The sequence below is a fragment of the Streptomyces sp. NPDC005878 genome (assembly GCF_040629815.1).
In the GTDB taxonomy this organism is placed as follows: Bacteria; Actinomycetota; Actinomycetes; order Streptomycetales; family Streptomycetaceae; genus Streptomyces.
Window position 1 is genome coordinate 39,022 of sequence record NZ_JBEXWK010000043.1, and the last position, 18,671, is coordinate 57,692.

31 protein-coding genes are annotated in these 18,671 nt (G+C 70.2%); 1 reads left to right on the forward strand and 30 read right to left on the reverse strand.

Going from position 1 to position 18,671, the window contains the following annotated elements:
• Nucleotides 1-158 precede the first annotated feature (158 nt).
• Nucleotides 159-599, forward strand: coding sequence for a hypothetical protein (locus ABZ404_RS37035; protein ID WP_358991470.1), 441 nt, complete (start codon nucleotides 159-161; stop codon nucleotides 597-599).
• A 94-nt stretch (nucleotides 600-693) separates the two neighbouring features.
• Here ABZ404_RS37035 and ABZ404_RS37040 read toward each other — a convergent pair whose 3' ends face one another.
• The 30 genes from ABZ404_RS37040 to ABZ404_RS37185 all read right to left on the reverse strand — a co-directional run bounded on the left by ABZ404_RS37040 (nucleotide 694) and on the right by ABZ404_RS37185 (nucleotide 18,642).
• Complete coding sequence (locus ABZ404_RS37040) at nucleotides 694-975, reverse strand: hypothetical protein (protein ID WP_358991473.1); 282 nt, start codon at nucleotides 973-975, stop codon at nucleotides 694-696.
• Nucleotides 972-1,634, reverse strand: a complete 663-nt coding sequence (locus ABZ404_RS37045) for an NERD domain-containing protein (RefSeq protein WP_358991476.1) — start codon at nucleotides 1,632-1,634, stop codon at nucleotides 972-974. The genes ABZ404_RS37040 and ABZ404_RS37045 overlap by 4 nt, the downstream gene beginning before the upstream one ends.
• Nucleotides 1,631-2,101, reverse strand: coding sequence for a hypothetical protein (locus ABZ404_RS37050; RefSeq protein WP_358991479.1), 471 nt, complete (start codon nucleotides 2,099-2,101; stop codon nucleotides 1,631-1,633). Before ABZ404_RS37050 ends, ABZ404_RS37045 begins: the two co-directional genes overlap by 4 nt.
• Nucleotides 2,098-2,991, reverse strand: coding sequence for a hypothetical protein (locus tag ABZ404_RS37055; protein WP_358991482.1), 894 nt, complete (start codon nucleotides 2,989-2,991; stop codon nucleotides 2,098-2,100). Before ABZ404_RS37055 ends, ABZ404_RS37050 begins: the two co-directional genes overlap by 4 nt.
• A 342-nt stretch (nucleotides 2,992-3,333) precedes the next feature.
• Nucleotides 3,334-3,810 (reverse strand): LuxR C-terminal-related transcriptional regulator, encoded by a 477-nt coding sequence (locus ABZ404_RS37060; RefSeq protein WP_358991484.1) that lies wholly within the window; start codon nucleotides 3,808-3,810, stop codon nucleotides 3,334-3,336.
• Between the two features lie 64 nt (nucleotides 3,811-3,874).
• Nucleotides 3,875-4,438, reverse strand: coding sequence for a DUF1643 domain-containing protein (locus tag ABZ404_RS37065; protein WP_358991487.1), 564 nt, complete (start codon nucleotides 4,436-4,438; stop codon nucleotides 3,875-3,877).
• Between the two features lie 8 nt (nucleotides 4,439-4,446).
• Nucleotides 4,447-5,055 carry a hypothetical protein gene (locus ABZ404_RS37070; RefSeq protein ID WP_358991490.1) on the reverse strand — a complete coding sequence of 203 codons (609 nt, stop codon included), beginning with the start codon at nucleotides 5,053-5,055 and terminating at the stop codon, nucleotides 4,447-4,449.
• Nucleotides 5,052-5,501: a hypothetical protein gene (locus ABZ404_RS37075; protein ID WP_358991493.1), complete on the reverse strand. Its 450-nt coding sequence runs from the start codon at nucleotides 5,499-5,501 to the stop codon at nucleotides 5,052-5,054. The genes ABZ404_RS37070 and ABZ404_RS37075 overlap by 4 nt, the downstream gene beginning before the upstream one ends.
• Before the next feature lie 39 nt (nucleotides 5,502-5,540).
• Nucleotides 5,541-6,425: a hypothetical protein gene (locus tag ABZ404_RS37080; RefSeq protein WP_358991495.1), complete on the reverse strand. Its 885-nt coding sequence runs from the start codon at nucleotides 6,423-6,425 to the stop codon at nucleotides 5,541-5,543.
• Nucleotides 6,426-6,485: 60 nt separating this feature from the next.
• The gene (locus ABZ404_RS37085) at nucleotides 6,486-6,857 is read right to left on the reverse strand and encodes a hypothetical protein (RefSeq protein ID WP_358991498.1); all 372 of its coding nucleotides are present in this window, start codon (nucleotides 6,855-6,857) and stop codon (nucleotides 6,486-6,488) included.
• On the reverse strand, nucleotides 6,857-7,174 hold the full coding sequence (locus ABZ404_RS37090; protein ID WP_358991501.1) for a hypothetical protein: 318 nt from the start codon (nucleotides 7,172-7,174) through the stop codon (nucleotides 6,857-6,859). The genes ABZ404_RS37085 and ABZ404_RS37090 overlap by 1 nt, the downstream gene beginning before the upstream one ends.
• A gap of 260 nt (nucleotides 7,175-7,434) precedes the next feature.
• A complete protein-coding gene (locus tag ABZ404_RS37095; RefSeq protein ID WP_358991504.1) occupies nucleotides 7,435-7,842 on the reverse strand; it encodes a hypothetical protein in 408 nt (135 codons plus the stop codon).
• Between the two features lie 104 nt (nucleotides 7,843-7,946).
• Nucleotides 7,947-8,936, reverse strand: coding sequence for a hypothetical protein (locus ABZ404_RS37100; protein ID WP_358991507.1), 990 nt, complete (start codon nucleotides 8,934-8,936; stop codon nucleotides 7,947-7,949).
• Nucleotides 8,936-9,640, reverse strand: a complete 705-nt coding sequence (locus tag ABZ404_RS37105; RefSeq protein ID WP_358991510.1) for a WhiB family transcriptional regulator — start codon at nucleotides 9,638-9,640, stop codon at nucleotides 8,936-8,938. Before ABZ404_RS37105 ends, ABZ404_RS37100 begins: the two co-directional genes overlap by 1 nt.
• The gene (locus ABZ404_RS37110) at nucleotides 9,637-9,858 is read right to left on the reverse strand and encodes a hypothetical protein (protein ID WP_358837928.1); all 222 of its coding nucleotides are present in this window, start codon (nucleotides 9,856-9,858) and stop codon (nucleotides 9,637-9,639) included. The genes ABZ404_RS37105 and ABZ404_RS37110 overlap by 4 nt, the downstream gene beginning before the upstream one ends.
• Nucleotides 9,855-10,313: a hypothetical protein gene (locus ABZ404_RS37115; protein ID WP_358837927.1), complete on the reverse strand. Its 459-nt coding sequence runs from the start codon at nucleotides 10,311-10,313 to the stop codon at nucleotides 9,855-9,857. Before ABZ404_RS37115 ends, ABZ404_RS37110 begins: the two co-directional genes overlap by 4 nt.
• Nucleotides 10,310-10,558, reverse strand: coding sequence for a hypothetical protein (locus ABZ404_RS37120; protein WP_358991513.1), 249 nt, complete (start codon nucleotides 10,556-10,558; stop codon nucleotides 10,310-10,312). The genes ABZ404_RS37115 and ABZ404_RS37120 overlap by 4 nt, the downstream gene beginning before the upstream one ends.
• Complete coding sequence (locus tag ABZ404_RS37125; RefSeq protein WP_358991516.1) at nucleotides 10,555-11,055, reverse strand: hypothetical protein; 501 nt, start codon at nucleotides 11,053-11,055, stop codon at nucleotides 10,555-10,557. The genes ABZ404_RS37120 and ABZ404_RS37125 overlap by 4 nt, the downstream gene beginning before the upstream one ends.
• The gene (locus ABZ404_RS37130; protein WP_358991519.1) at nucleotides 11,045-11,461 is read right to left on the reverse strand and encodes a hypothetical protein; all 417 of its coding nucleotides are present in this window, start codon (nucleotides 11,459-11,461) and stop codon (nucleotides 11,045-11,047) included. The genes ABZ404_RS37125 and ABZ404_RS37130 overlap by 11 nt, the downstream gene beginning before the upstream one ends.
• A 79-nt stretch (nucleotides 11,462-11,540) precedes the next feature.
• The gene (locus ABZ404_RS37135; protein ID WP_358991522.1) at nucleotides 11,541-11,945 is read right to left on the reverse strand and encodes a hypothetical protein; all 405 of its coding nucleotides are present in this window, start codon (nucleotides 11,943-11,945) and stop codon (nucleotides 11,541-11,543) included.
• On the reverse strand, nucleotides 11,942-12,442 hold the full coding sequence (locus tag ABZ404_RS37140) for a hypothetical protein (RefSeq protein ID WP_358991525.1): 501 nt from the start codon (nucleotides 12,440-12,442) through the stop codon (nucleotides 11,942-11,944). The genes ABZ404_RS37135 and ABZ404_RS37140 overlap by 4 nt, the downstream gene beginning before the upstream one ends.
• Before the next feature lie 52 nt (nucleotides 12,443-12,494).
• Entirely contained in the window at nucleotides 12,495-12,692 is a 198-nt protein-coding gene (locus tag ABZ404_RS37145) for a hypothetical protein (protein ID WP_358991528.1), read from the reverse strand.
• A complete protein-coding gene (locus tag ABZ404_RS37150; protein ID WP_358991531.1) occupies nucleotides 12,689-12,922 on the reverse strand; it encodes a hypothetical protein in 234 nt (77 codons plus the stop codon). Before ABZ404_RS37150 ends, ABZ404_RS37145 begins: the two co-directional genes overlap by 4 nt.
• A gap of 22 nt (nucleotides 12,923-12,944) precedes the next feature.
• Nucleotides 12,945-13,373 (reverse strand): hypothetical protein, encoded by a 429-nt coding sequence (locus ABZ404_RS37155; RefSeq protein WP_358991534.1) that lies wholly within the window; start codon nucleotides 13,371-13,373, stop codon nucleotides 12,945-12,947.
• A gap of 118 nt (nucleotides 13,374-13,491) precedes the next feature.
• Nucleotides 13,492-13,833, reverse strand: coding sequence for a hypothetical protein (locus tag ABZ404_RS37160; RefSeq protein WP_358991537.1), 342 nt, complete (start codon nucleotides 13,831-13,833; stop codon nucleotides 13,492-13,494).
• 160 nt (nucleotides 13,834-13,993) lie between these two features.
• The gene (locus ABZ404_RS37165) at nucleotides 13,994-14,224 is read right to left on the reverse strand and encodes a hypothetical protein (RefSeq protein ID WP_358837805.1); all 231 of its coding nucleotides are present in this window, start codon (nucleotides 14,222-14,224) and stop codon (nucleotides 13,994-13,996) included.
• Between the two features lie 123 nt (nucleotides 14,225-14,347).
• Entirely contained in the window at nucleotides 14,348-14,914 is a 567-nt protein-coding gene (locus ABZ404_RS37170; protein ID WP_358837804.1) for a hypothetical protein, read from the reverse strand.
• 214 nt (nucleotides 14,915-15,128) lie between these two features.
• Nucleotides 15,129-15,362 (reverse strand): hypothetical protein, encoded by a 234-nt coding sequence (locus ABZ404_RS37175; RefSeq protein ID WP_358837803.1) that lies wholly within the window; start codon nucleotides 15,360-15,362, stop codon nucleotides 15,129-15,131.
• Between the two features lie 830 nt (nucleotides 15,363-16,192).
• On the reverse strand, nucleotides 16,193-17,341 hold the full coding sequence (locus ABZ404_RS37180; protein WP_358991540.1) for a ParB/RepB/Spo0J family partition protein: 1,149 nt from the start codon (nucleotides 17,339-17,341) through the stop codon (nucleotides 16,193-16,195).
• Complete coding sequence (locus ABZ404_RS37185; RefSeq protein ID WP_358991543.1) at nucleotides 17,338-18,642, reverse strand: ParA family protein; 1,305 nt, start codon at nucleotides 18,640-18,642, stop codon at nucleotides 17,338-17,340. The genes ABZ404_RS37180 and ABZ404_RS37185 overlap by 4 nt, the downstream gene beginning before the upstream one ends.
• Nucleotides 18,643-18,671: the final 29 nt, after the last annotated feature.

Sequence of the window (18,671 nt, forward strand, 5' to 3'; positions counted from 1 at the left end):
GCGTTCGTCGGCGCGCTTAGGCCAGGGACCCCCGCAGGCCCGATGTCGCGGTCTCCGCGGCGCGGCGGGAATCGAGACATCGACTCATTCATATTGCTTATGCAATACGAATGAGGGAGACTGGTCCGCACCGAGAAGCGCAACACGGAGGAGTAACGATGCAGACCTGCACGCGCCACCCCGAAGCCAGCCCCTTCACGGCCACCTGCTCCGGCTGCGCCCGCGACCTGCACAACATCGAGCAGGCCAACCGCGCCCGCGCCAAGGCCGAGCGCCTCGCCGCGATCGGGACGGCCCTCGGCTTCACCACCCCCACGGCACCGCAGACCCACCTCGGCGAGACCGACACCCACCGCACCGTCTGGTCCCAGTACGAGCTGAACACCGTGTACGAGCGCGTTGGCGGGACCGTCACCACCCGCACCGTCGAGCGCTCCGCCTCCGACGGGTCGGCCTGGCAGGCCACCGAGATCACCCTGACCATCCAGGTCCCCGGAGTCGGGCCGGTCACGGTCTCCACCGACTGGGACGAGGAGAGCGGCGGCCGGGACCTGCCGCTGATGCAGGCCATCCCCAGCGCCGACCTGATCGCCGCCTGACCCGCCCACCTCGCGGCGAGTTGAGCATCTGCCCCTGACGTGACTGTGCCCCGGCTGCGCAATGCGGCCGGGGCACAGTCACGTCGGGAAGCCTCTACGAGGGGCGTCGTACCCGCAGGAGCCGTACGGGCCGGACGTCGCGGGTGCCGTCCTTCCGCTCGACCAGGACGTTCCTGGGGGCGTGGCGGGCCGTGTGGACGTCCAAGAGGAACGGGTCGGGCCTCTGGAACACCTGGCGGACGTAGCGGACCCGGACGGTCACCTCCTCCCACACCCCCGGGCCCCGGTGCTCCCAGTACGTCCGCGCCTCCAGCTCCGGCTCCTGCTCTACCTCGGGGGCCGGGGGCATCCCGGGCAGTTCCATCTGGCCCTTCACGGCCGACTCCCCTCGATGTACGGCGGGAACAGGTCGTTCACGATCGCGGCGAGAGCGGCGGCGCGTGCCGGGTCGGCGAGCGTCTTGGGGGCGGAGGCCAGCGTGGCCACCAGGCGTTCGGCAGACACCAGGTAGACGGGGCCGGGCCAGCCCTTCGCGCGGGCCTCGAGGGAGCCCCCGGCGAGGGGGGAGCCGTGCACCACCAGCAGCGGCCACACCGCCACTCCCGGAAGGCCGAGTGCCCGGCCGACGCGGGCGGTGTAGGCGGCGACCTTGTCGACGTCGTCCTGGCGGTCCCGGTTCCCGCAGTGCACCCGCCCGTTGACCAGGCGCGTCGGCCACCCGCGGTGCCAGCGCTTCGTGTCCAGGACCACCACGGCCGTCCCGCAAGGCGATACGAGAATGTGGTCGAGGTTCGCGCGGGAGCGGGGCAACGCCCGGTCGTGCCCGATCCACCAGCCGCGCCCCGTGAGCGGCGCCAGTAACACGGCGGTGGCCTGCTCGGCCGCCGCGCCTATCTCCGCCCGCGTCGCCAACGCCTCCGCCTGCCGCGCGGACACCGTCTGGATGCCGATCAGCGCCAGGAGGCGCTGCCACCACGGTCGGCGCGCGCGGAGCCGGGCGGCACGGCCGTACCCGGATGATCCGGCGGCACTCACCGGCTTCCTCCCGCGGCGACCAGGGCGGCGACGGCGATCCATCCACGGTGCCACGCCTGGTCCATGAGAGGGCCGGCGCCCGGGTCCCGCTCCAGCCACCCGGAGTGCCCGGTCTCGCGGGCGAAGCGCACCAGGCGGGTCGACGGGCCGTCCTCCCGCCAGCGTCCGCCTGAGCGGTCGATGGCGTAGTGCGTGGCTGCGGACACCGCCAACGCGACAGCCGTGCGCCTCCACCCCAGACGCAGGCCAAGGACGCGGTTTCCGGCCGCGAGGGCGAGGCCCTGGGTGGCGGTGTAGGAGGCGACATGCCGTGCGCACGCGGCCCTGCCCTCCCACCCGGGACGTCCCTTGGCGACAGCTTCGGCGTCCCGCTGGACCCAGTAGTCGCCGACCTCGTGCGCGGCCGTCAGGAGGGCGTACACCGCGGCGTACCGTGCGGCCCTCGTCTCACCGGTCGGTGTGGTCACGGCGTTCCCTTCTCAGGCGTGGACTGGTGGGCGGCGCGGAGCTTGGCGGCCTCCGCACGGATCTGCGCGCCCACCACCTCGAGGCGCTGCGCGTGCAGCAGGGCGTCGTCCCGCGCGTGCCGGCGGGCCTGGTAGCCCCGCATGAACTCCTTGAGGGCGTCAGCGGCCTCCTCAGGGGCGATGTGGCCGTCCCAGGAGAACCGGTCGAGCTCCAGGCCCATGGCCTCCTCCAGCGCGTCCAGCCGCTTGAGGCGCTTCTCCAGATTCGGGGCCTCGGCCACCGCGCGCCTGCTGCGCAGCTCCTCCACCTCCTTGGCGTGCTCGGCCCGCATCTGTCGCCGCAACGCCGCCAGCGCGTTCGTACGGACCGTCTCGGTGCACTTCAGCAGGGTGCCGAGCAGCCCCACGGTCAGCTTCGGGGCGCGTTCCTCGGGGACGACGACCTGCCGGAAGCGGCGCGCGCCTGCCCGCGGGTTGGGGACGAGGAGGCCCCAGCCGGGCGGGAGGTCCTCGGGCGGGGTGATGTCGACACCCGGGGACACAATGCTGAACGTCGTGGAGTACGGCCACCACGCCTCGGCCTTCGCGGGCTGCTCCAGCTCCCGCCGAAAGTCCGCGCGGGACGTCTTCAGCTCGCAGACGTCGATACGCCCAGCCCCACGGGACTGCCACAGCCCGATGTGCACGGCGTCCGCACGCCGCCCGGAGCCGTCCGGGGCAGTCACCTCAGTGAGGAACACCGCGCCGGCCCCCGCCGGGTCGAGGCGGTCCTGGGGCTTGATGAAGTGCCCGTGCAGCGCCTCCAGCAACTGGGCGGTGGTCATCGGCGGCGAGGGCGGGGCCGTGCGGCGGCCCTTGTCGCTGATCGTGATGGCGGTCTGCTCGGTCATGCTTCTCCTTCAGGGGTGGGGTTCCAGGTCTCCAGGTCGGAGAGGGTCTTCACGCGACGGCCGCGAAACCACGTCGGCCAGTGGTGCCGGGCCCGGTGCTGGCTGGTGCGGGAACCGGGGCATCGAGGCCGCCCGTGCGGCCACAGGACGAAGGCGCTGGTGGTGGCGATGCTGCGGTTACAGCGGCGGCAGATGCGGCGAGGACGCCTAGAGGCAGTCATGGGGCTCCCAACCAGGATGTGACAGTGGGTAGTTGTCAGTCGGCGTCGTGGTCTATTCGGCCGATGGCGGTGTCCAAGATGTCCGTTTCCCGTGATGGCAATGGGACCCATCCGGCTACGCTCAGTCGTATTCACGGCCCGCATTGGCGGGTTGGTGGTGGAGGGCAGGCGGGAGGTTGACGCGGACCAGGCGGATGTGAACCGCGATGGCTGCGGCGTGCGCCCGGTCCCGGGCGTGGAGCCTGCGCCGGGTTTCCTTGATCTGGTCGGCCACCGTGTGCTCGGACCGCGAGAGCAGGGCAGCGATCTCCGCGTTGGTACGGCCGTCCGCCACCAGCTCCAGTACCGCCAGGAGCGGCTCCGGTAGATCGACCATCGACGGAGGCATCAGCAGGTTCCGCTCGTAGGCGATGCGTACGGCGTCCGTGGCGTTGGCCGCGCCCAGCTTCTTGATGGCGCTGTACGCGTAGTTCTTCACCGACGCGCGAGCCAGGAAGAGGTCGGCTGCCGCCTGTGCATAGCTCGCGCCGTGCGCAATCGCGTCCAGCACCTGGAGCTCACGCGCAACCAAGGGCAGCCCGTATCGGGTGGCACGCATCAGGACCTCGCTGAGCACGTGCTAGGCCCGCCACCGGTCGGTGGCGGGCCCTGAACGGTGGCGGTCATGCTCCCGGCCCGTCGTACGAGCGGAGTGCGGTGTTGCCCGCCAGGTACAGCGGGTGCCGGGGCTGGCCGGTCGCGGTCACCCCGAGGCACTGGAGCGGGCGCGGGCCCTTGCGGAGCATCCGCATGACGTGCTCGCTGCGGTCGTGGAGGACCCCGCCGGCGCCCCACGCGGCGATGACCGGACCGCCCGCCGTACGGACGGCCTGGCGTATGAACGCGTCGTTGCAGCGGCCCACAGGCTCCTTGTGGTCCCGCAGCGCCTGCGGGTTCGTGGCGCGCAACGCGAACAGGTTCACCACCACGAGCCCACCGGTGCCCTCACGTCGGGCGAATCCGATGCACCGGCGGATCGTGGGGTCGTCTTCGAGGGCGCTCGCGGTGGATGGGTTCAGCATCACGTACACCGCGAGCGGCGCGTCCGGCGTCCACACGCGGGTGAGCAGGTACCGGTAGACGCGGTGCCGGTCGAACACCGCCGTCCCGCACTGCCCGGTGTCCGGGTCGCGGACCCTGTCGACCCGCAGGTCGTACTGGCCGGGCGGAATCAACGGAAGGGCCACCGCCGGGCTCACCGGTCGGCCTCTCGGGTCTGCGCGGCCGTCATCACGGGCGGCAGGCCCCCGTTGAGCTCGCGAAGGGCCGTGAGCCGCTGGCGGAGGAACTGGTGGACGCGCCGGTTGTGGCGGGCGTCGGCGAGGGCGTGGTGCTCCCCGTCGTCCTGCGCGGGCAGCTCGGGGCTGCCGAGCTGCACGGCGAAGGCCTTCAGGTCGAAGAACCAGCGCGGGATCGCCTCGGGCATATCGCCCCAGTTGTTCTCCCACAGGGAGTGCAGGCGGCAGATGTCCTGCCCGCCGTAGTAGGCGTACAGGTGGGTCACGGCCGCGTCGGTGTCCGCGAAGTAGGCAGCGACGCGGTCACGGATCCGGTCGATCGGGTGAACGTCCTCGTGATAGTGGAGCAGCTCGAACTCGCCGGGCCGGCTCTGCTCCACGGGCAGGTAGGGCAGGACGTTGTCCACCATCCACGGCACGGACTCCACGGCCAGCATGTCCATGTCGCGGTTCACGGCGTAGAAGTCGACGCCCTGGTCGTCGGTGAGGCCGATCGAGATTAGGCCCGTGGTGGCCATGTCGGAGGGGAGGAACTCGCAGTCGAGGTAGACGTTGCGGATGGTCACTTGGTGCGCTCCTTGCGGGTTCGGGTGATCGGGAGGCGGCCGGACGGGCTGAAGCGGCGGAGGATGCCTGGGCTGGTGCGGGAGGCCACGAGGGCGGCGACGATCGCGGGGGTGGGCTTCGGGGTGTCGGGGTGCCACATCTCGATCCAGACGCCGCCGGTCCGCCACACGCAGGTGACGCGGCCGGGGACGCTGTAGTCGAACGTGGGCCGCTGGTCGCCGTCGGAGCCCAGGACCAGCGTGTGGTCCCTCATCCAGGACTGGAGGGCGTCACGGGCGTCGGGCCCGGTGACGCGGCACGACAGCATGGGCGTGCCGTCGGCGGCCGTGCTGTTCGTCCACGTGCCGAGCGTGGAGCGGATGCGGGGGTGGCTGGAGCAGTGGAGCTTCCACGCCTGTGCGGCACGGTGCTTGGCGATGATCGGGTCGGCTGCGGTTGTGGACATGCAGGCTCTCCAGGCGGTCGGAGGGACGGTGGAGCTGGTCTACTTCGCGCGGTCGTACGTCTCGGATCCGTCGGCGACGTAGCCGGTGCCGTCGCAGGCGCCGCAGGCCTTGACGGAGGCCTCGCGGACGATGCCGGTCCAGAACTCGATCGACTGCTTCCAGTCGGCCAGTGCCGTCTCGTAGTCGGGGCCGGTGACGCGGTAGGGGATGGGCAGGTTCAGCGAGCGGGAGGCGAGGACGGGAACGGTGTGACCGCGCTTGAGTTTCTGGCCGCGCGCGCCGGTGGCGGCCTGCCAGCGGGTGCGGGGCGGGTCGTAGGGCACGCGGAGGCTGACGTACACGCCGGGCTCGTTCTGGAAGTTGTCGAAGACGTGCTGAACGTGCGGCAGGGTCTTGAACCTGGCCATCAGCAGGGCGCGCAGGCCGGGGATGTGGCCGGGGAAGAGGTGCAGGTACTCAGGGCGCTCAGCGAGCACGAAGGGGAGCTCCGCGACCCACATTGGCTCGTCCGGGGCAGGCGGCTCGCGGCCCTCCAGGACCATGTACGGGCCGTCGTAGACGTACTCGATCGGGCGCTGCTCCTCGCAGACCCGCTCATACAGCTCGTAGTACTGGTCCCCGTAGGACCCCTCCCGGTTGTTGAACTCCTCCACCGTGAGAGTCGCGGGGAAGCGCGTGGAGACCGCGGTCATGTCCGTCAGCCGCCAGCAGGTTGTCTTGGGGGCGGGCTGGTACCTGGCCGTGATCTGCTCGGCCTGGTGGTCGGTGGCCCACCAGTCGCGGCGCAGGTGTGTCATGGGCTGCCCGTCCGCGAGGGTCGCGAGGTGCGTGGCTCCACGGAGAGGGGAGGATTGCTCCTGCTTGGGGTCGGGGAGGCAGTACAGCCAGCGGCCGTCGGGGTGGTGCAGCGCGTACACGGTCACGGGAGGGCCTTTCAGAGGTGGAAGCAGGGGCGCGGGCCGGGCGAGGAGCGGGCGGTGCGCTCACTCCCCCACGGGGAGGGGCACGAGGAGCACGGTGCGGCCCTGGTGGTCGGTGTAGCGGAACGGGATGCCAGCGGCGGCGTCCATGGCGGCCTCCGCGAAGGACTGCGCCGCGTCGTCGTCGGTGAGGGGCTCCAGGAGGCCCTTGCGGACGGCCGCGTAGGTCTGGCCGTCGTCTCCGGGCCGGCGCACGTCGGCGGAGTCGGCGCACGCGTCGATCTGCTCGTCGGTCAGGGTGTTGTCGTAGCCGAGCTCCAGGGCCTTGGCGACGATCCGGGCGACCTTGCACGACCGGTTGTAGGCGATGCACGTCGGCCCCGAGGTGCCGGGCGGGAACAGGTGGCGGGCGGTGGGCAGTCCGGAGGTGGGCATCAGGCGACTCCTCGCTGGGTGGGGAGGTGGTCGGGGATGGAGCGGATGTCGGCGAGGGCCTGCCCGTAGGTGGCGCAGCGGCCCTGGCAGTACCAGCGGGCCGGGGCTCCGGGCCCGTCGACCACAACGGCCTGCATGCCGCTCGGGCGCTTGCTGTCCGGCTCGGCGGGCTTCCCGCACAGGTCGTTGGGGCACTGGCGGCCGATGGGCCGCTCCCTCGGGGCGGTGGGCTTCCCGACGGCGCCCTTGTTCCATACCTGCTGGGTCCGGGTGGCGCCCTTCTTCTTGGGTGCGGGGGCGGCCTGCTTGGTGGTCATGGGTCTCCTGCCGTCGGTCGTGGGTCGCGGGAGTGAGGGAGGGGCCGCCCGCCGTGGCTGCGACACCGTGGTGCTGGGCGGACGGCCCCGTCTTGGGGGTGGGCGGCGCGGGGAAGCGAGTCGCTGCACGGTGGGGGCACCGTGCGGGTCGCCTGCCCCCGCGCCGCCCTGGTGGGGCCGCACCCCCGGGGAGGGGAGTGGAGGGTGCGGCCCCGAGGGGTCTCCCCGGAAGGGGGGTTCGGGGAGACCGGTCGGAGGCGTCAGATGACGCGGTAGTCGCGGGGGTCGGCGGGGAAGCCCATTTCGGTCCACATCGCGGCGTCCTTGACGGCGTCCTCGGCGAGGAGGCGGCGTGTGGTGGCCTCGACCTGCTCCAGGGGGACGCTCACCTTGGTGACCTGGTAGCCGTTGGCGTCGTTCAGGTGCAGCGTCTTGTGGGTCTCGGCGATGACGGTGAGCTGGTCGGTGTCCCAGGTCCACAGGGTGTCCGGGGCGTGGGGGTCGTCGGCCGCGAACTGGATGCGGTTGGTGCGGAGGGTGTGGGTGCCGTCGGGGCTGGTGGTGGTGCGGGTGTCGGAGACGGTGCGGGCGCGGCGTCCGGACGACGTCTCCACCAGGGTTCCGAACGGGATGCTCTCCCCGGTTGCCTTCGCGGTGGTGATCTGCATGGTTGCCCCCAAGTGCCTTGTGTGGCTGTGCCGTTCTGGCTCTGCCATCGTACCGAAATTCATCACACATATGCAAGATGAATTACGGGGGGAGCCACACCCACTCACGCAGCCTCAGCGAACCGCCCGTCACCACCCGCCCACACCACACGCGACACCTGCGCAGGACGGCCCCCACGACGAGCCTTCAACGGCCCACCAGCAGACGTGAACGTCTTCCCCAGCAGCACCTTCGAAATGGTCTGCGTGCCCACGCCGTACGCCATCGACAACTCCAGCTCCGACGTACCGCCCGCGGCATACCGCTCCCGGATCACCCGCGCATCCGCATCCGTCAGCTTCTGCACCAGGTCCACCCGGTGCTCCAGCACCGGGAACTCCCGGCCATCGGCCCGGTACCGCCTGCGCAGCCGACTGATGAACGTGGCCGTGTCGTTCCGCGGCCGGTGGTGAAGAACATCAAGGTCGATGTACGTCCAGCCGTTGCGGAGCGCGAGCCGTACGGCCTCCAGGCGCTCCTCCCGCGTCAGCAGCACCGGCTTGCCCCGCAGGTACAGGCGCACCGCGATGTCGTCCACGTACTCGCCGTCCACACCGGGAACCGTCTCCGCGAGCTCCGCGACCGTTGTGTCCGTCGACCACGCCGACGGCACGACCAGCTCGCCCCCCTCGTCGAAGTCGAGCCACCCCAAAGCCTTCCGCAGCGGCCGGGCCGGACGGACCAGACCCCCGAGCGTCACCGCCAGGTCCTCGTACTGCTCCTCCCCCACACCCTCCAGAAGAGCGGCCACGTCACGAGGGGCGCCTTCCCCATGCACGAGGGCGACCAGCTCGGCCGCGACCGGCGCCGGCCCCCCGCCCGACGGCCACGCCGCCTCCCGGACGGGCCAGCCCGGCACACGGCGCAGCGGCTCGTCCGGATCCGCCAGACCTGCCAGCACCACCAGCAGCGCCTGGCGCCGGACCGGCTCCAGCCCGGCCAGCACACGCCGCACATCCTCAGGGCCGCCCTCCCCCCACACCCACACCGCGACCTGGCACGCCACGGGCAGCAGCTCCTCCGCCATGTCCCCGCGCTCCTGATCAGTCAGCATCACGCCGCCACCCGCTCACCGCACCGGGCCTCAACATCCCCACGCGACAAGATCTTGAAGGCCGCCGTCACTTCGGCCAGCGGGACCCCGAGATACGCCGCAACGTCCTGCTGCCGAAGCCCCGCCGCCGTCAGCTCCCGCAACAGCAGGCCGTAGTCCTCGGCCAGCCGCCTCCGCAGCCGCCGCTTGTCGCCCTCGCACGGCGCAGGAACGCGGCAAAGCTCCCCGCCCAGCCACCACACCGCGACCAGCACCGTCACCTCATCGACCACCAGGCCGTACTCGGCAACGGCGGCACACATCTCGGACAGCGTCAGCCCCGCCCGTTCCCGGGCCATCACCCACGTCCCCCACCCCGGGCCAGCCAGCCGCTGCGCCACACCCAGGTGGGGAACGTGCCCGAGCTGGCGTTCGCCACGCAGCGCGAGCCGCTGTGTCTCCGTGAGACCGCCGAACACCCCGGACACGTACGACGCGTCGTCGTGCGGGACCTCAGCGGACAGGCATTGCGTCCGGACCGGGCAGCCGCGGCACACCGCAGCGGCAGCCCGCTGCCTCTCGGGGCGCGGGTCGAAGAACAGATCCGGGTCCTCGACCCAGCGGCACAGGCTCCGCGGCCTCCACTCGGCCAGATCCGCCGTCGGCGAGCGCCTCGCGCGGGGGGATACGGCCGGTGCTATGGAACGGCCGGTCATGACGGTCATCGGGCTCTCCGTACGAGGTGGCTGACGATCTGGAGGAGGACCAAGGCGGGCCACGCGACGGTCGCTATGGCCAGCACGAGGCAGACGGCAATCGGGTGCTGGTCGACGGCGAGTTGTAGCTGTGGCCTCCGTCGGGCCTTGGCGGGCCAGACGTGGGCGTACAGGCCGACCCCGGCGAGGTACAGCAGGAACGCGGTGGCCTGGATCCACGTGCTCACGCCGGGGCCCCTGGCGGGTTGAGGAGCGCGATGTGCTGGTCGCTCATCTGGTCGAGGTCGGTGATCCACAGGACGAACTGGCCGCGCGGGACGGGCGGGCCGATGCGGGGGTCGGGTCCGAGGAGCCGGTGGTGGTTGTCGTCGGGGAGGATCCCGGCGTCGACCAGGCCGTCGATGGCGGCCTTGGCGGACGGGGACCAGTTCCCCGAGTCGCGGCGGGTGTTGGGCCTCTTGGCGTCGGGGTGGAACACGTAGATGACGTGGGCGCGCTGGAGCGCGGGGAGTTTGGCTTGCCGGGCCATGGCCCAGGCCGTCTGGCGGAGCGCCTTGACGAGCTTGCGGCGGTCGTTCCAGTGCATGTTGGCGTTCGCGTTGATCAGGAGCGTTCCGGGCGGCAGGGCGAGCCGCCAGGTGTTGGGGCGGGTGATGGCGGGCTGGGGTGCCTGGATGTTCATGGGGTGGCTCGCGGGGGCTGGTAGGTGCGGAACGTGGTGTAGAGGCCGGTGGTGGCTTTGAGCCGTTGGAGGGCGACGTAGGCTCCGCGGTCGGCGCTGCGGAGGGCGACGGAGCGGGCGCGGCGGAAGTCGTGGGTGGCGTACTCGCGGCGCCGGGTGTCGCCGGGGATGGTGATGACGAGTCGGTAGCCGGGTGCGGGACGCTGGCTGGTGCGGTGGGTCCGCTGGTTCTTGCGGCTCGTCATGACGGCACCGCCGGGAACTGGTCCCAGGTGCGGCTGGTGATTCGGCGTCCCTGATTGAGTACGAAGACCATCTCGTCCCGCAGCTCGTTCAGGAGGACGTTCGGGTCGTAGTCCGGGCCGAACCACGGGTACGGATCTTCACAGCGGCCTTCGGAGATGTGCTCCTGTGCTTCCAGGGCGATCCGTGCCTGTTCCTGCTTGATGCGCAGGTAGGGCTGTATAGCGAGGATGGCAGCAACAGCGCCTTCACCCTGCCGGGACCACTGGTATTGGGCTCGGTGGCGGGGATTCTTCGGCTGGTAGCAGTAGATCTGTCCGCCCCATAGAGACGCGGCCAACTCGTGCGGTTGAGGGCGCGTACCCGAGATGCCGATCACCGCGCCGAAGTAGAGCCGGCCCTTACGAGTCGATCGGTTGATGCTGATGAATCCGTCGCTGTCGATCACTCCCGCCAGGTACGCAAGGGTGAGCGCCTCCGGGCTGGTGTCAGTGGCCATCGAACGCACCACCCTTCGCGCTGGTGGCTGGCTGGTGCGGGTCGAGGGCGTGGAGCTGGGCGTGGAGCTGGGCGTGCTGCTCGGGGGTCAGGTCGGTGACGATGTCGGCGCGGACCTGGTAGCCGAGGAAGACGACGGGGCCGTGGAGCCAGTAGCCGGGCATGGCGTCGCGGAGGGCTGCGATGTAGCGGGTGGCGGGGTCGTTGCGGGGGTGTCCGTCGATGGCGCTGGTCTCGTGGACGACGGCGGTGACGGCGGATTCGCGGGACCCGTAGTGGCCGTACTCGATGTAGCCGCCGAGGAGGGTCATGAGGTGTTCGCGCATGTGGAGGGCGTCGGGGATGGTGATGTCGGTGATGGTGCCGTCGGGGTCGACGCGTACGCCGTGCAGGGGTGTCGGTGTCATGGGCGTCTCCTGGGTGAGGGGGCGGGTGTGGGCGCGCATGCTGGCTGCGGCGTGGGCGGCTTCGTAGCCGGGTGTGTTCTCAGGCATCGCGTGCCGCCCGCTTGGCCTGCATGGCGATTGCGTCCGTCACGGTGTTGCCGTTGACGGTGATCAGCGGGGCCTGCTCTTTGGCGAGGCGGAGTGCGGTGTCGAGGTCGAAGCGGTGGGCGTTCAGCCAGGCGTCGCCGCGGCCGGACTCGTTGAGGCCGTAGTCCCAGGTGCCGTCGGCGCCGAGGCACATCTCGCCTCCGGAAATGACGGCGTACCGGTCGCCGCCGCGGTACTGGACGCGCACCTGGAAGACGTTGGAGTCGATGTAGTCCTCGGGGACGCAGTTCACCGCGTACTCGACCGCACGGACGGTGGCCTCGGGGGCGTTGGGCGCTTCGTCCCGGGCGCGCTTGGCGGCGGCCAGGACCCAGGCGGGCGGGGTGTTGTCGCTCACGGCTGGGGGTGTCCCTTCGGCTGGTCGTCGTGGTCGCGGCGCAGGGCGGTGAGGTCCATCTGGACGGTGTCGTCGGCGGCGGGGTCGGAGATCAGGGCTTCGTGGAGGGTGATCACGGTGGGGGTGCCGTGTTCGGTGCAGGTGAGGGCTTCGTGCTGGGCGTCCAGGAGGTCGCCGGGGATGGTGAGGGGGTGGGGGTGGCGGACGGCTGCAGCGCACGGTGTCCACGCGGTCAGCGGCTGCTTGGCGGCGGGGTCGTAGGTGAGGGCGCCACCGGTCGGCATGGCGTAGCGGACGCTGCCGTCGCTCTGGCGGAGCCAGCCGGTTATGCGCGTGTAGGAGACGCCGGCCATGGCGGCGGCGTAGGCGGCGCGGATCTGGGTGTCGGTGATGAACGGCGCCCGGGCGCGGATGTCCAGGCCCTTCGCTGCGGGTGCGGGTATCGGTGCGGGGGTGGGCTTGTGGGTGGTGCGGTGGCGGCGGGTTCGGGTGCGCATGAGGGGTTCTCCGTCCGGCTGGTTGTCGTGTGGCGGGGTGCGTACTGCCGGGTCATACGAGGTCGTCGGGGCCCGGGGGGTCGATGAGCATGCCGCCGAGGGCTTCGCTGAGGTCCTCGGTCAGGCGCAGTTCGAAGGTCCGGCCCGCTGCATCTGCGCACTGGACGACGGTGTCCTGGGTCCGGTCGTGGGGAGTGGTGACCAGCCCGGTCCAGCGCAGGACGGTGGGGGCGGCGGGGGTGTCCTTCATGCGGTGTCCCTTGTGTTCTCGTGGAGGGCGGCCTGGGAGGCGACGGTAGAGAGGTAGCCCTCCCAGAACCCGGCGGCGTACAGCGGTCGGAAGTGCTCCGCGCTCTCGGCTCGGTCCCGGGCAACGTCTTCGGTGACGCCGTCGGTTGCGGCCTTGGAGCCGTCGGCGTATCCGTGATCCCAGGCCCGGTCGGCGGTTTCCTCGGGTGCCGTGGTCGTCGCGCGTTCCATATGCCTCTCCTTGGCGTGCGGGTCAGGCGGCGGTACGGGGGGCGGGGAGGTCGGTGAGGGTGTCGGCGGCCTGGGCGGCGCGGTCGAGGATCCCGATGAACTCGCACGTGTTGGGGCGGCGGTGGAGGAAGAAGTCGTTCTCCGACCACCAGGTGTCGAGGTGTTCGAGGTGGTCGTCGCCGGTGATGTCGTCGCCGGGCGGCTGGGTGGGCAGCACGGCGGAGACCCAGCGCAGTGCGGTCATGACGGTGGCGTTGGACTGGATGAGGGCGCGGGCGGTGTCGGGGTTGTCGTAGAACTCGGTGGGGGTGGTGCCGGTGGTGGCGCGGTAGATGACGGCGGCGGGGTGGAGGCGGCCGTCGGGGTGGGCGTAGTGCTGGCCGTGGTCGAGGACGCCGAAGAAGTTGGCGAGGGTCTTGGCGGTGCGCAGGTCGGTGCCGGTCTGGGACATGGCGGTCTCCGGGGCGGTGCGGGTGGGGTGTTGGGTCCGGCCCAGCCCCGAGGGAGGCGTCCCTGTGTGGGGTGGGGGTGCTCGACCGGGGGGCCGGGCCGGGGTTTGAGGGGGTGTGTCAGTCGTCGCCGTAGATGCGGTGGTCGTCGGAGCAGCCCGGGCACTGGACGAATTCGACGGTGCCGTCCATGTAGAAGCGGGCGTCGCAGGCGTCGAAGATCCGGCCGCAGATGCAGTCCTGGCAGGTGCAGACGGCGAGTTCGCCGCAGGCGGGGAGCTGGATACCGACGAGGGCGGCGGCCTCGCGGTGGAGGGCCTTGTACAGGGAGAGGGCGAAGCCCACGGCGGCCATGTCGGCGCGCTGCATGAGGGCGTCGAAGGCGTCACGTACGGGCTCGGTGAGCTCGCTCGGGTGGATCTGGGTGGGGAGGAGGGCGCGCGGAACCAGGGCGGTGGACATGGGTGACCTCGCAGATGTGTGCCCCAACCCCCCGGTACGGGGTGGTTGTTGCTGGCAGAACCAGCCTACGAAATTCATCACACATATGCAAGATGAATTGCGGGATGAAAGAAGCCCCGCCCGGGCCGATCCGGGCGGGGCTTCGGCGTACAGCGTTCACTCACAGGGGCTCTTGCTGCCTGCGGACCTCGTCCCGGTGAACCTCCAGGACGTCGGAGAAAGACACGTACACCTGGCCGTTGAACTTCACGGTCTTCACCCCGTGCCGGCGCAGCCACCGGCGCAGCGTCGTGAGGTGGACAGGGTGACCAGTGGGCTTCAGCAGCTCCGCGCAGTCCTTCAGGGAGGTCAGGTCGGAGGGGACGGCCGGGGCGAGAGGCTCGATGGACACGATGGACTCCCAGGAATCGGACGGCCATCGTTCGCAGCTCCGGCGGCCGATTTGCATGGGGACGGGCTGGAAAGACCCGCCTGAGTCGTTCGGGTGGTGATGAGTAGACACCCATCGGGCCCGTCAGGTTGCCTGATCCTTCAACATTTTTTGCCGCGTCATGTATTCGCTGGCCAGACGCTCCAGCGGCCACGCCCGGCCGCGGCCATGCTCGTCGACGCAGCGGCGGTTGACGCAGACGGCCTTCTGGCGGCGAGTGTTCCAGTACAGGCCCCAGCAGCCGCAGGCCGGGCAGGGATGCGGGCGCACCACTTCGTGCTGCCCCATGGCGACCGCGTGCTCAAGGCCCTGCCGGTAGATGACCGCTTCCCGGGCCTGCTGCCGTTGCGGCGCCAGGTGCGAAGTGACTTCACGCGACCAGGAGTAGACCGACTCGGCCTCAGACGGGACAGGGCCGGCATCCGGTACCGCAGCACGGGTGTACGCCTCGACCTCCGTGACGCAGCGACGCACGTGGTCGACCAGGCCCAGGTTCACCGGGGGGCTCGAATGAGACGGCCTGGAGGGCCGGGAACGGGTCTGCGAGATGCTGCCGGACCCGGCCTGCCCCAGATACGCCTGCCGCAGGAGGCGAAGCCTGCGTTCTGCCGTGTCGTCCTCAACGGCCTCAGCGATGTCTTCGGTTGCCATGGCGTCCCCGTCCCCTCGGCGGCCCCAGGGGCGCATGCGAGGACCAAGACATGTCGGGGCGCGCGCCGGGGGCCGGAAGTTGCTCTTCCGGGTGTATCCGGACGCCCCATCGTGGCATATGTGGCGCCTGACGTGAACAGAATGTGTCAGTTGATCAACTCAGTGCGAGTAGAGGTGTCCAGCCTCGGCCGCAAACCGCCCGACGTTGCCGCGGCTACAGCAGCTGCGGGGCTCCCACCATGTTCGCGTAGAGGCCGTGCACTGCCTCGTAGGACTCCTCCCCCATCAAGTCCTGCTCGCGGGCGCCGTCCAGAATCAGCATGGCGATATGCAGCGTGATCTCGTAGGCAAGGGCTGTGTCCTCGTCGGTCAGTGTCCTCCCGCACTTCAGGAAGTGCGCCTCCACCTGCTCGGCAAGTGTCTGCCGGGGGCTGGGGTCATCAGACACGGGCGGCTCAGCCTGACTGCCCGGCCGGCGTTTTCCGTACGTCGACAGATGGATGACTGCGGCACTCTCGGGAGTGGTCGGGCTCCCGTTTGCGCGCGCTGGTTCTGCGGACATGGGGCGTCTCCGCTCCTCCGGCAGGTGGAAGGGTCCTCATACACCCGGCACTCGGGCCGGGCCCCGTTCCCCGATTCCTGGCTGCCAGTCCAGGCCCGGGGTGCCACTGTGACACCAAATTGGGATCTCAGGTATGCGTGGGGCTCATTTTTGGTACGTGCTATAAGCGTGCAAGAGCCAGGTATCGGCCACCCCGGCCGTCCGGTAGGCACCGCGTGCCACACGCATACAGAAGCTCCCGGTGCGCGGGGGTGTCTGCCAACACGGGCCCGTGCTCGGGAGCTTGTGGGTGACCTGGCGGGCATGCCCGTCAGATGACGGCAGTCTAGTGCGGTGCCTCGCCACGCAGGTAGCCCGCGTGCCGACATTTTCGAGGCGGCCCGGGCCGCGGGCCGGGGGCACCGGGGCGGGCCAGCGAACTCGGGCTGCGACCGCACCAGGGGGGAGCTGATGCGCGCCGGGCAGGGCCGACACCGCCCCGGTGGCCGCCGTACCTGGCAGTCCGGCGACTCCCCCACCCAAGGCGCCGACCCGGGAGTACGGAAGACGGGCTGGCTGAAACCGCCCGTTCGGGTGACGGAAAATCCCCGGCAACCTGCGCACTTCCGGCGTGAACTGGTCGCTGACGACAGCGGCCCCGCTCCCCCGCTGGTGGGCGGGAGAACGGGGGCCGTGTGTTCCTTGGCTGGGTGCTTACCGGGTAAGCACCCCTACCTCTACTCAGGATTGCCCAGCGCAGAGGCGAGTCGTTTGACCAACACCCCGAGCTGATCGCGGTCCATCCGTGTGAGAACGATCTGAGCGACCTCGTCCCCGTCGTGCCACGGCATCTTCACGACCGGCCGCCGGACAACTTCGGCGGGCGCCTCGGCGGCGTCCGGCGCCAGGCTGACGGCGTTGGAGGCCGGAGTGCTTACCGGGTAAGCACTGCCGTGGTCCGGCACACGGGATTCGGCGCTGTCCAGCTCCTCATGGCTCGGTTCGGCTGAAGTGCTTACCGGGTAAGCACCTTCAGTTCGAGCCGAAGGGGCTCCGTCACCCTGGGACTTGGCCTGGTCCGGCTCGGCAGGGGTGCTTACCGGGTAAGCACCGCGTGGATCGGCGACCGGGCTGTCCTTCGCCTTGGCCTTGCGCTTCCTGTCTTCCTCCTCCTGAAGAAGCCTGTCCACTTCAGGACGCTGCTGCTGCTCCGGCAGCTTTCCCACCGCGCGCGCGATACGGACCGGCACCTCCTTGTCCTCGACCGCCTGTTTCAGCTCAGGCGTGAGGGTGAGAAGCGCGAGGCGTTGAGTAACGAAGCCGCTCGACTTCCCGATTGCCCGGCACACAGCTCGCTGCGATCCATGCTTCTCGACCAGCTTCTGCAAGGCGCGGGCCTCATCGATCGGCTCCAGGTCCTCGTGCTGGACCGCGGCGATCAGGGCAGCTTCGAGGATGGTCTCTGCGCTCTCTGCCAGGCTGTCGTCGACGTGCACGGGCACGTCATCGACGCCGGCCTGCTTTGCGCCAGCCAGGCGGCGGTTGCCGTCGATGACGACGTACGCCGCTGTCCCGATGGCTTCGTGGTCCTCGGCCGACTCGTTCACCGCGAGGAACGCTTCTCGGGTGACGACCGTCAGCGGCTGGAGGACGTCGCGGACGAGGATGCTCTCGGCCATCTCGGCCACGGCCTTGAGCGAGGCCCGCGGGTTGCCGGGGTTGTGAGCGAGCTGAGCCAGTGGAACCCGCAGGGTGCCGACCGGTTCCGGGCTCCGGCTGTGGCCTGCACCTGTGGCCTCCGCGAAGGCGCGGGCTCGTTCACTGTTCGCACGGCGGGCCGCACCGAAGGCGGACGAGCCGCGGAGACGTTCAGCCTTCGACGTCATGCGCACCTCCCGGCGACGATGCGCATCATGTGTGCCTGCATGCAGCGGGGGGCGTAGGACATTAGGGGTTCCTTCACGCGCACGCATTCGCGCTGTTCCTTGAGGTCGGCGATGACCGCGAGGACTTCAATGTCTCCCTCTTCTCCCAGAGCGAGCCATTCCTTCAGGGACTCGGTGGCGACGGTTCCCCGGCGGGCGTCGTAGTGGTTGACGACGATGCCCAGGTAGTCCACCTGGATGCCCATGTCCGTCATCACGTCGTTGACCTGGCTGGTCAGGAGGTCGTACGCCTCGGCGGAACTGTCGTCGGGGTCCACGATGATCAGCACGCCGGACCGCTTCTCTCGCTCGCCGTCGCGGCGTGCGGCGTAGTAGATGGCGGCGTCCATAGCCAGACCCAGGCTCGGCGGGCAGTCCATGACGATGACGTCGTAGTCCGCTTCCAGCGGCGCCAGGGCCCGTTCCAGGGCCGACTCCTTCCACATGCCGCGGTTCTTCAGAGCCCCGATCGCGAGGCGCCCATCGAGGAGGAAGCCCTCCGCAGAACCGGGCAGGAGGTGGAGCCGACCACCGAAGCGAGGATCCTCGATCGGCACCACGAGATCCCGAAGGTGGCTCTTCCCCTCACCGCACATGTGGGTGATCAGGCTCTCCTGGCCGACTGGGATCTTCGTGTGGCCAAGCTGCTTGGTCAGGTGGCACTGCGGGTCGAAGTCCACCAGGAGGACGCGGAGACCTTTGTGGGCGTACCGGAGTGCGATCTCCTGTGCTTCCTCCAGGCTGAGCGGCTCGGCGCCGGGGACACCCTTGGGCAGTGCCCTGCCGGAGGGACGTGTGCCCGCCTCTCTGATCAGCAGGTCGGCGTCTTCGGCCTTGCCCTGGGCGACGCCGGCAGAGATAGCGGTCTTGCCGACGCCGCCCTTCTGGTTGCTGACGATGATCCGTTGGACGGGTTGGTCGGCATCGCTGTCTGCTTCCGGCTCCCCGGTGGCGGACGCCTCAAGCCACCCCTGCACGGACTGGGCAAGGCCTTGAACGTAGGAGATCCGGCGGTCCGCACAGACGTCCTTGAAGGTGCTGTACAGACCGGGGGGCAGCCACGTGCTGAACGGCTCGGCGCCTGCGGTATCCACCGCCTCGCTTGCCGGAGGGTGCTCGCACCACTGCTCAACGGCAGAGGTGACGGCGTCCTGGATGTCGACTCCGAGCTGCGCGGCACGGATCTTGAGCTGCTTGTGGAACGCGACGGGCAGCCGAGACGCTACCTTTTCCCGTTCTCCGTTGGAATATGGAGAGGCCATAACGTCAGCTTACTGACATTGGCGGGGGA

Excerpts from the sequence above, each read along its gene's own strand:
- ABZ404_RS37105 (WP_358991510.1), bottom strand. The coding sequence starts at position 9,640 with ATGACCGTCATGACCGGCCGTTCCATAGCACCGGCCGTATCCCCCCGC.
- ABZ404_RS37115 (WP_358837927.1), bottom strand. The coding sequence starts at position 10,313 with ATGAACATCCAGGCACCCCAGCCCGCCATCACCCGCCCCAACACCTGG.
- ABZ404_RS37160 (WP_358991537.1), bottom strand. The coding sequence starts at position 13,833 with ATGTCCACCGCCCTGGTTCCGCGCGCCCTCCTCCCCACCCAGATCCAC.
- ABZ404_RS37180 (WP_358991540.1), bottom strand. The coding sequence starts at position 17,341 with ATGACGTCGAAGGCTGAACGTCTCCGCGGCTCGTCCGCCTTCGGTGCG.
- ABZ404_RS37035 (WP_358991470.1), top strand. The coding sequence starts at position 159 with ATGCAGACCTGCACGCGCCACCCCGAAGCCAGCCCCTTCACGGCCACC.
- ABZ404_RS37100 (WP_358991507.1), bottom strand. The coding sequence starts at position 8,936 with ATGCTGACTGATCAGGAGCGCGGGGACATGGCGGAGGAGCTGCTGCCC.
- ABZ404_RS37150 (WP_358991531.1), bottom strand. The coding sequence starts at position 12,922 with ATGGAACGCGCGACGACCACGGCACCCGAGGAAACCGCCGACCGGGCC.
- ABZ404_RS37090 (WP_358991501.1), bottom strand. The coding sequence starts at position 7,174 with ATGACCACCAAGCAGGCCGCCCCCGCACCCAAGAAGAAGGGCGCCACC.
- ABZ404_RS37170 (WP_358837804.1), bottom strand. The coding sequence starts at position 14,914 with ATGGCAACCGAAGACATCGCTGAGGCCGTTGAGGACGACACGGCAGAA.
- ABZ404_RS37060 (WP_358991484.1), bottom strand. The coding sequence starts at position 3,810 with ATGCGTGCCACCCGATACGGGCTGCCCTTGGTTGCGCGTGAGCTCCAG.
- ABZ404_RS37140 (WP_358991525.1), bottom strand. The coding sequence starts at position 12,442 with ATGCGCACCCGAACCCGCCGCCACCGCACCACCCACAAGCCCACCCCC.
- ABZ404_RS37075 (WP_358991493.1), bottom strand. The coding sequence starts at position 5,501 with ATGTCCACAACCGCAGCCGACCCGATCATCGCCAAGCACCGTGCCGCA.
- ABZ404_RS37095 (WP_358991504.1), bottom strand. The coding sequence starts at position 7,842 with ATGCAGATCACCACCGCGAAGGCAACCGGGGAGAGCATCCCGTTCGGA.
- ABZ404_RS37130 (WP_358991519.1), bottom strand. The coding sequence starts at position 11,461 with ATGACACCGACACCCCTGCACGGCGTACGCGTCGACCCCGACGGCACC.
- ABZ404_RS37185 (WP_358991543.1), bottom strand. The coding sequence starts at position 18,642 with ATGGCCTCTCCATATTCCAACGGAGAACGGGAAAAGGTAGCGTCTCGG.
- ABZ404_RS37145 (WP_358991528.1), bottom strand. The coding sequence starts at position 12,692 with ATGAAGGACACCCCCGCCGCCCCCACCGTCCTGCGCTGGACCGGGCTG.
- ABZ404_RS37055 (WP_358991482.1), bottom strand. The coding sequence starts at position 2,991 with ATGACCGAGCAGACCGCCATCACGATCAGCGACAAGGGCCGCCGCACG.
- ABZ404_RS37125 (WP_358991516.1), bottom strand. The coding sequence starts at position 11,055 with ATGGCCACTGACACCAGCCCGGAGGCGCTCACCCTTGCGTACCTGGCG.
- ABZ404_RS37120 (WP_358991513.1), bottom strand. The coding sequence starts at position 10,558 with ATGACGAGCCGCAAGAACCAGCGGACCCACCGCACCAGCCAGCGTCCC.
- ABZ404_RS37085 (WP_358991498.1), bottom strand. The coding sequence starts at position 6,857 with ATGCCCACCTCCGGACTGCCCACCGCCCGCCACCTGTTCCCGCCCGGC.
- ABZ404_RS37155 (WP_358991534.1), bottom strand. The coding sequence starts at position 13,373 with ATGTCCCAGACCGGCACCGACCTGCGCACCGCCAAGACCCTCGCCAAC.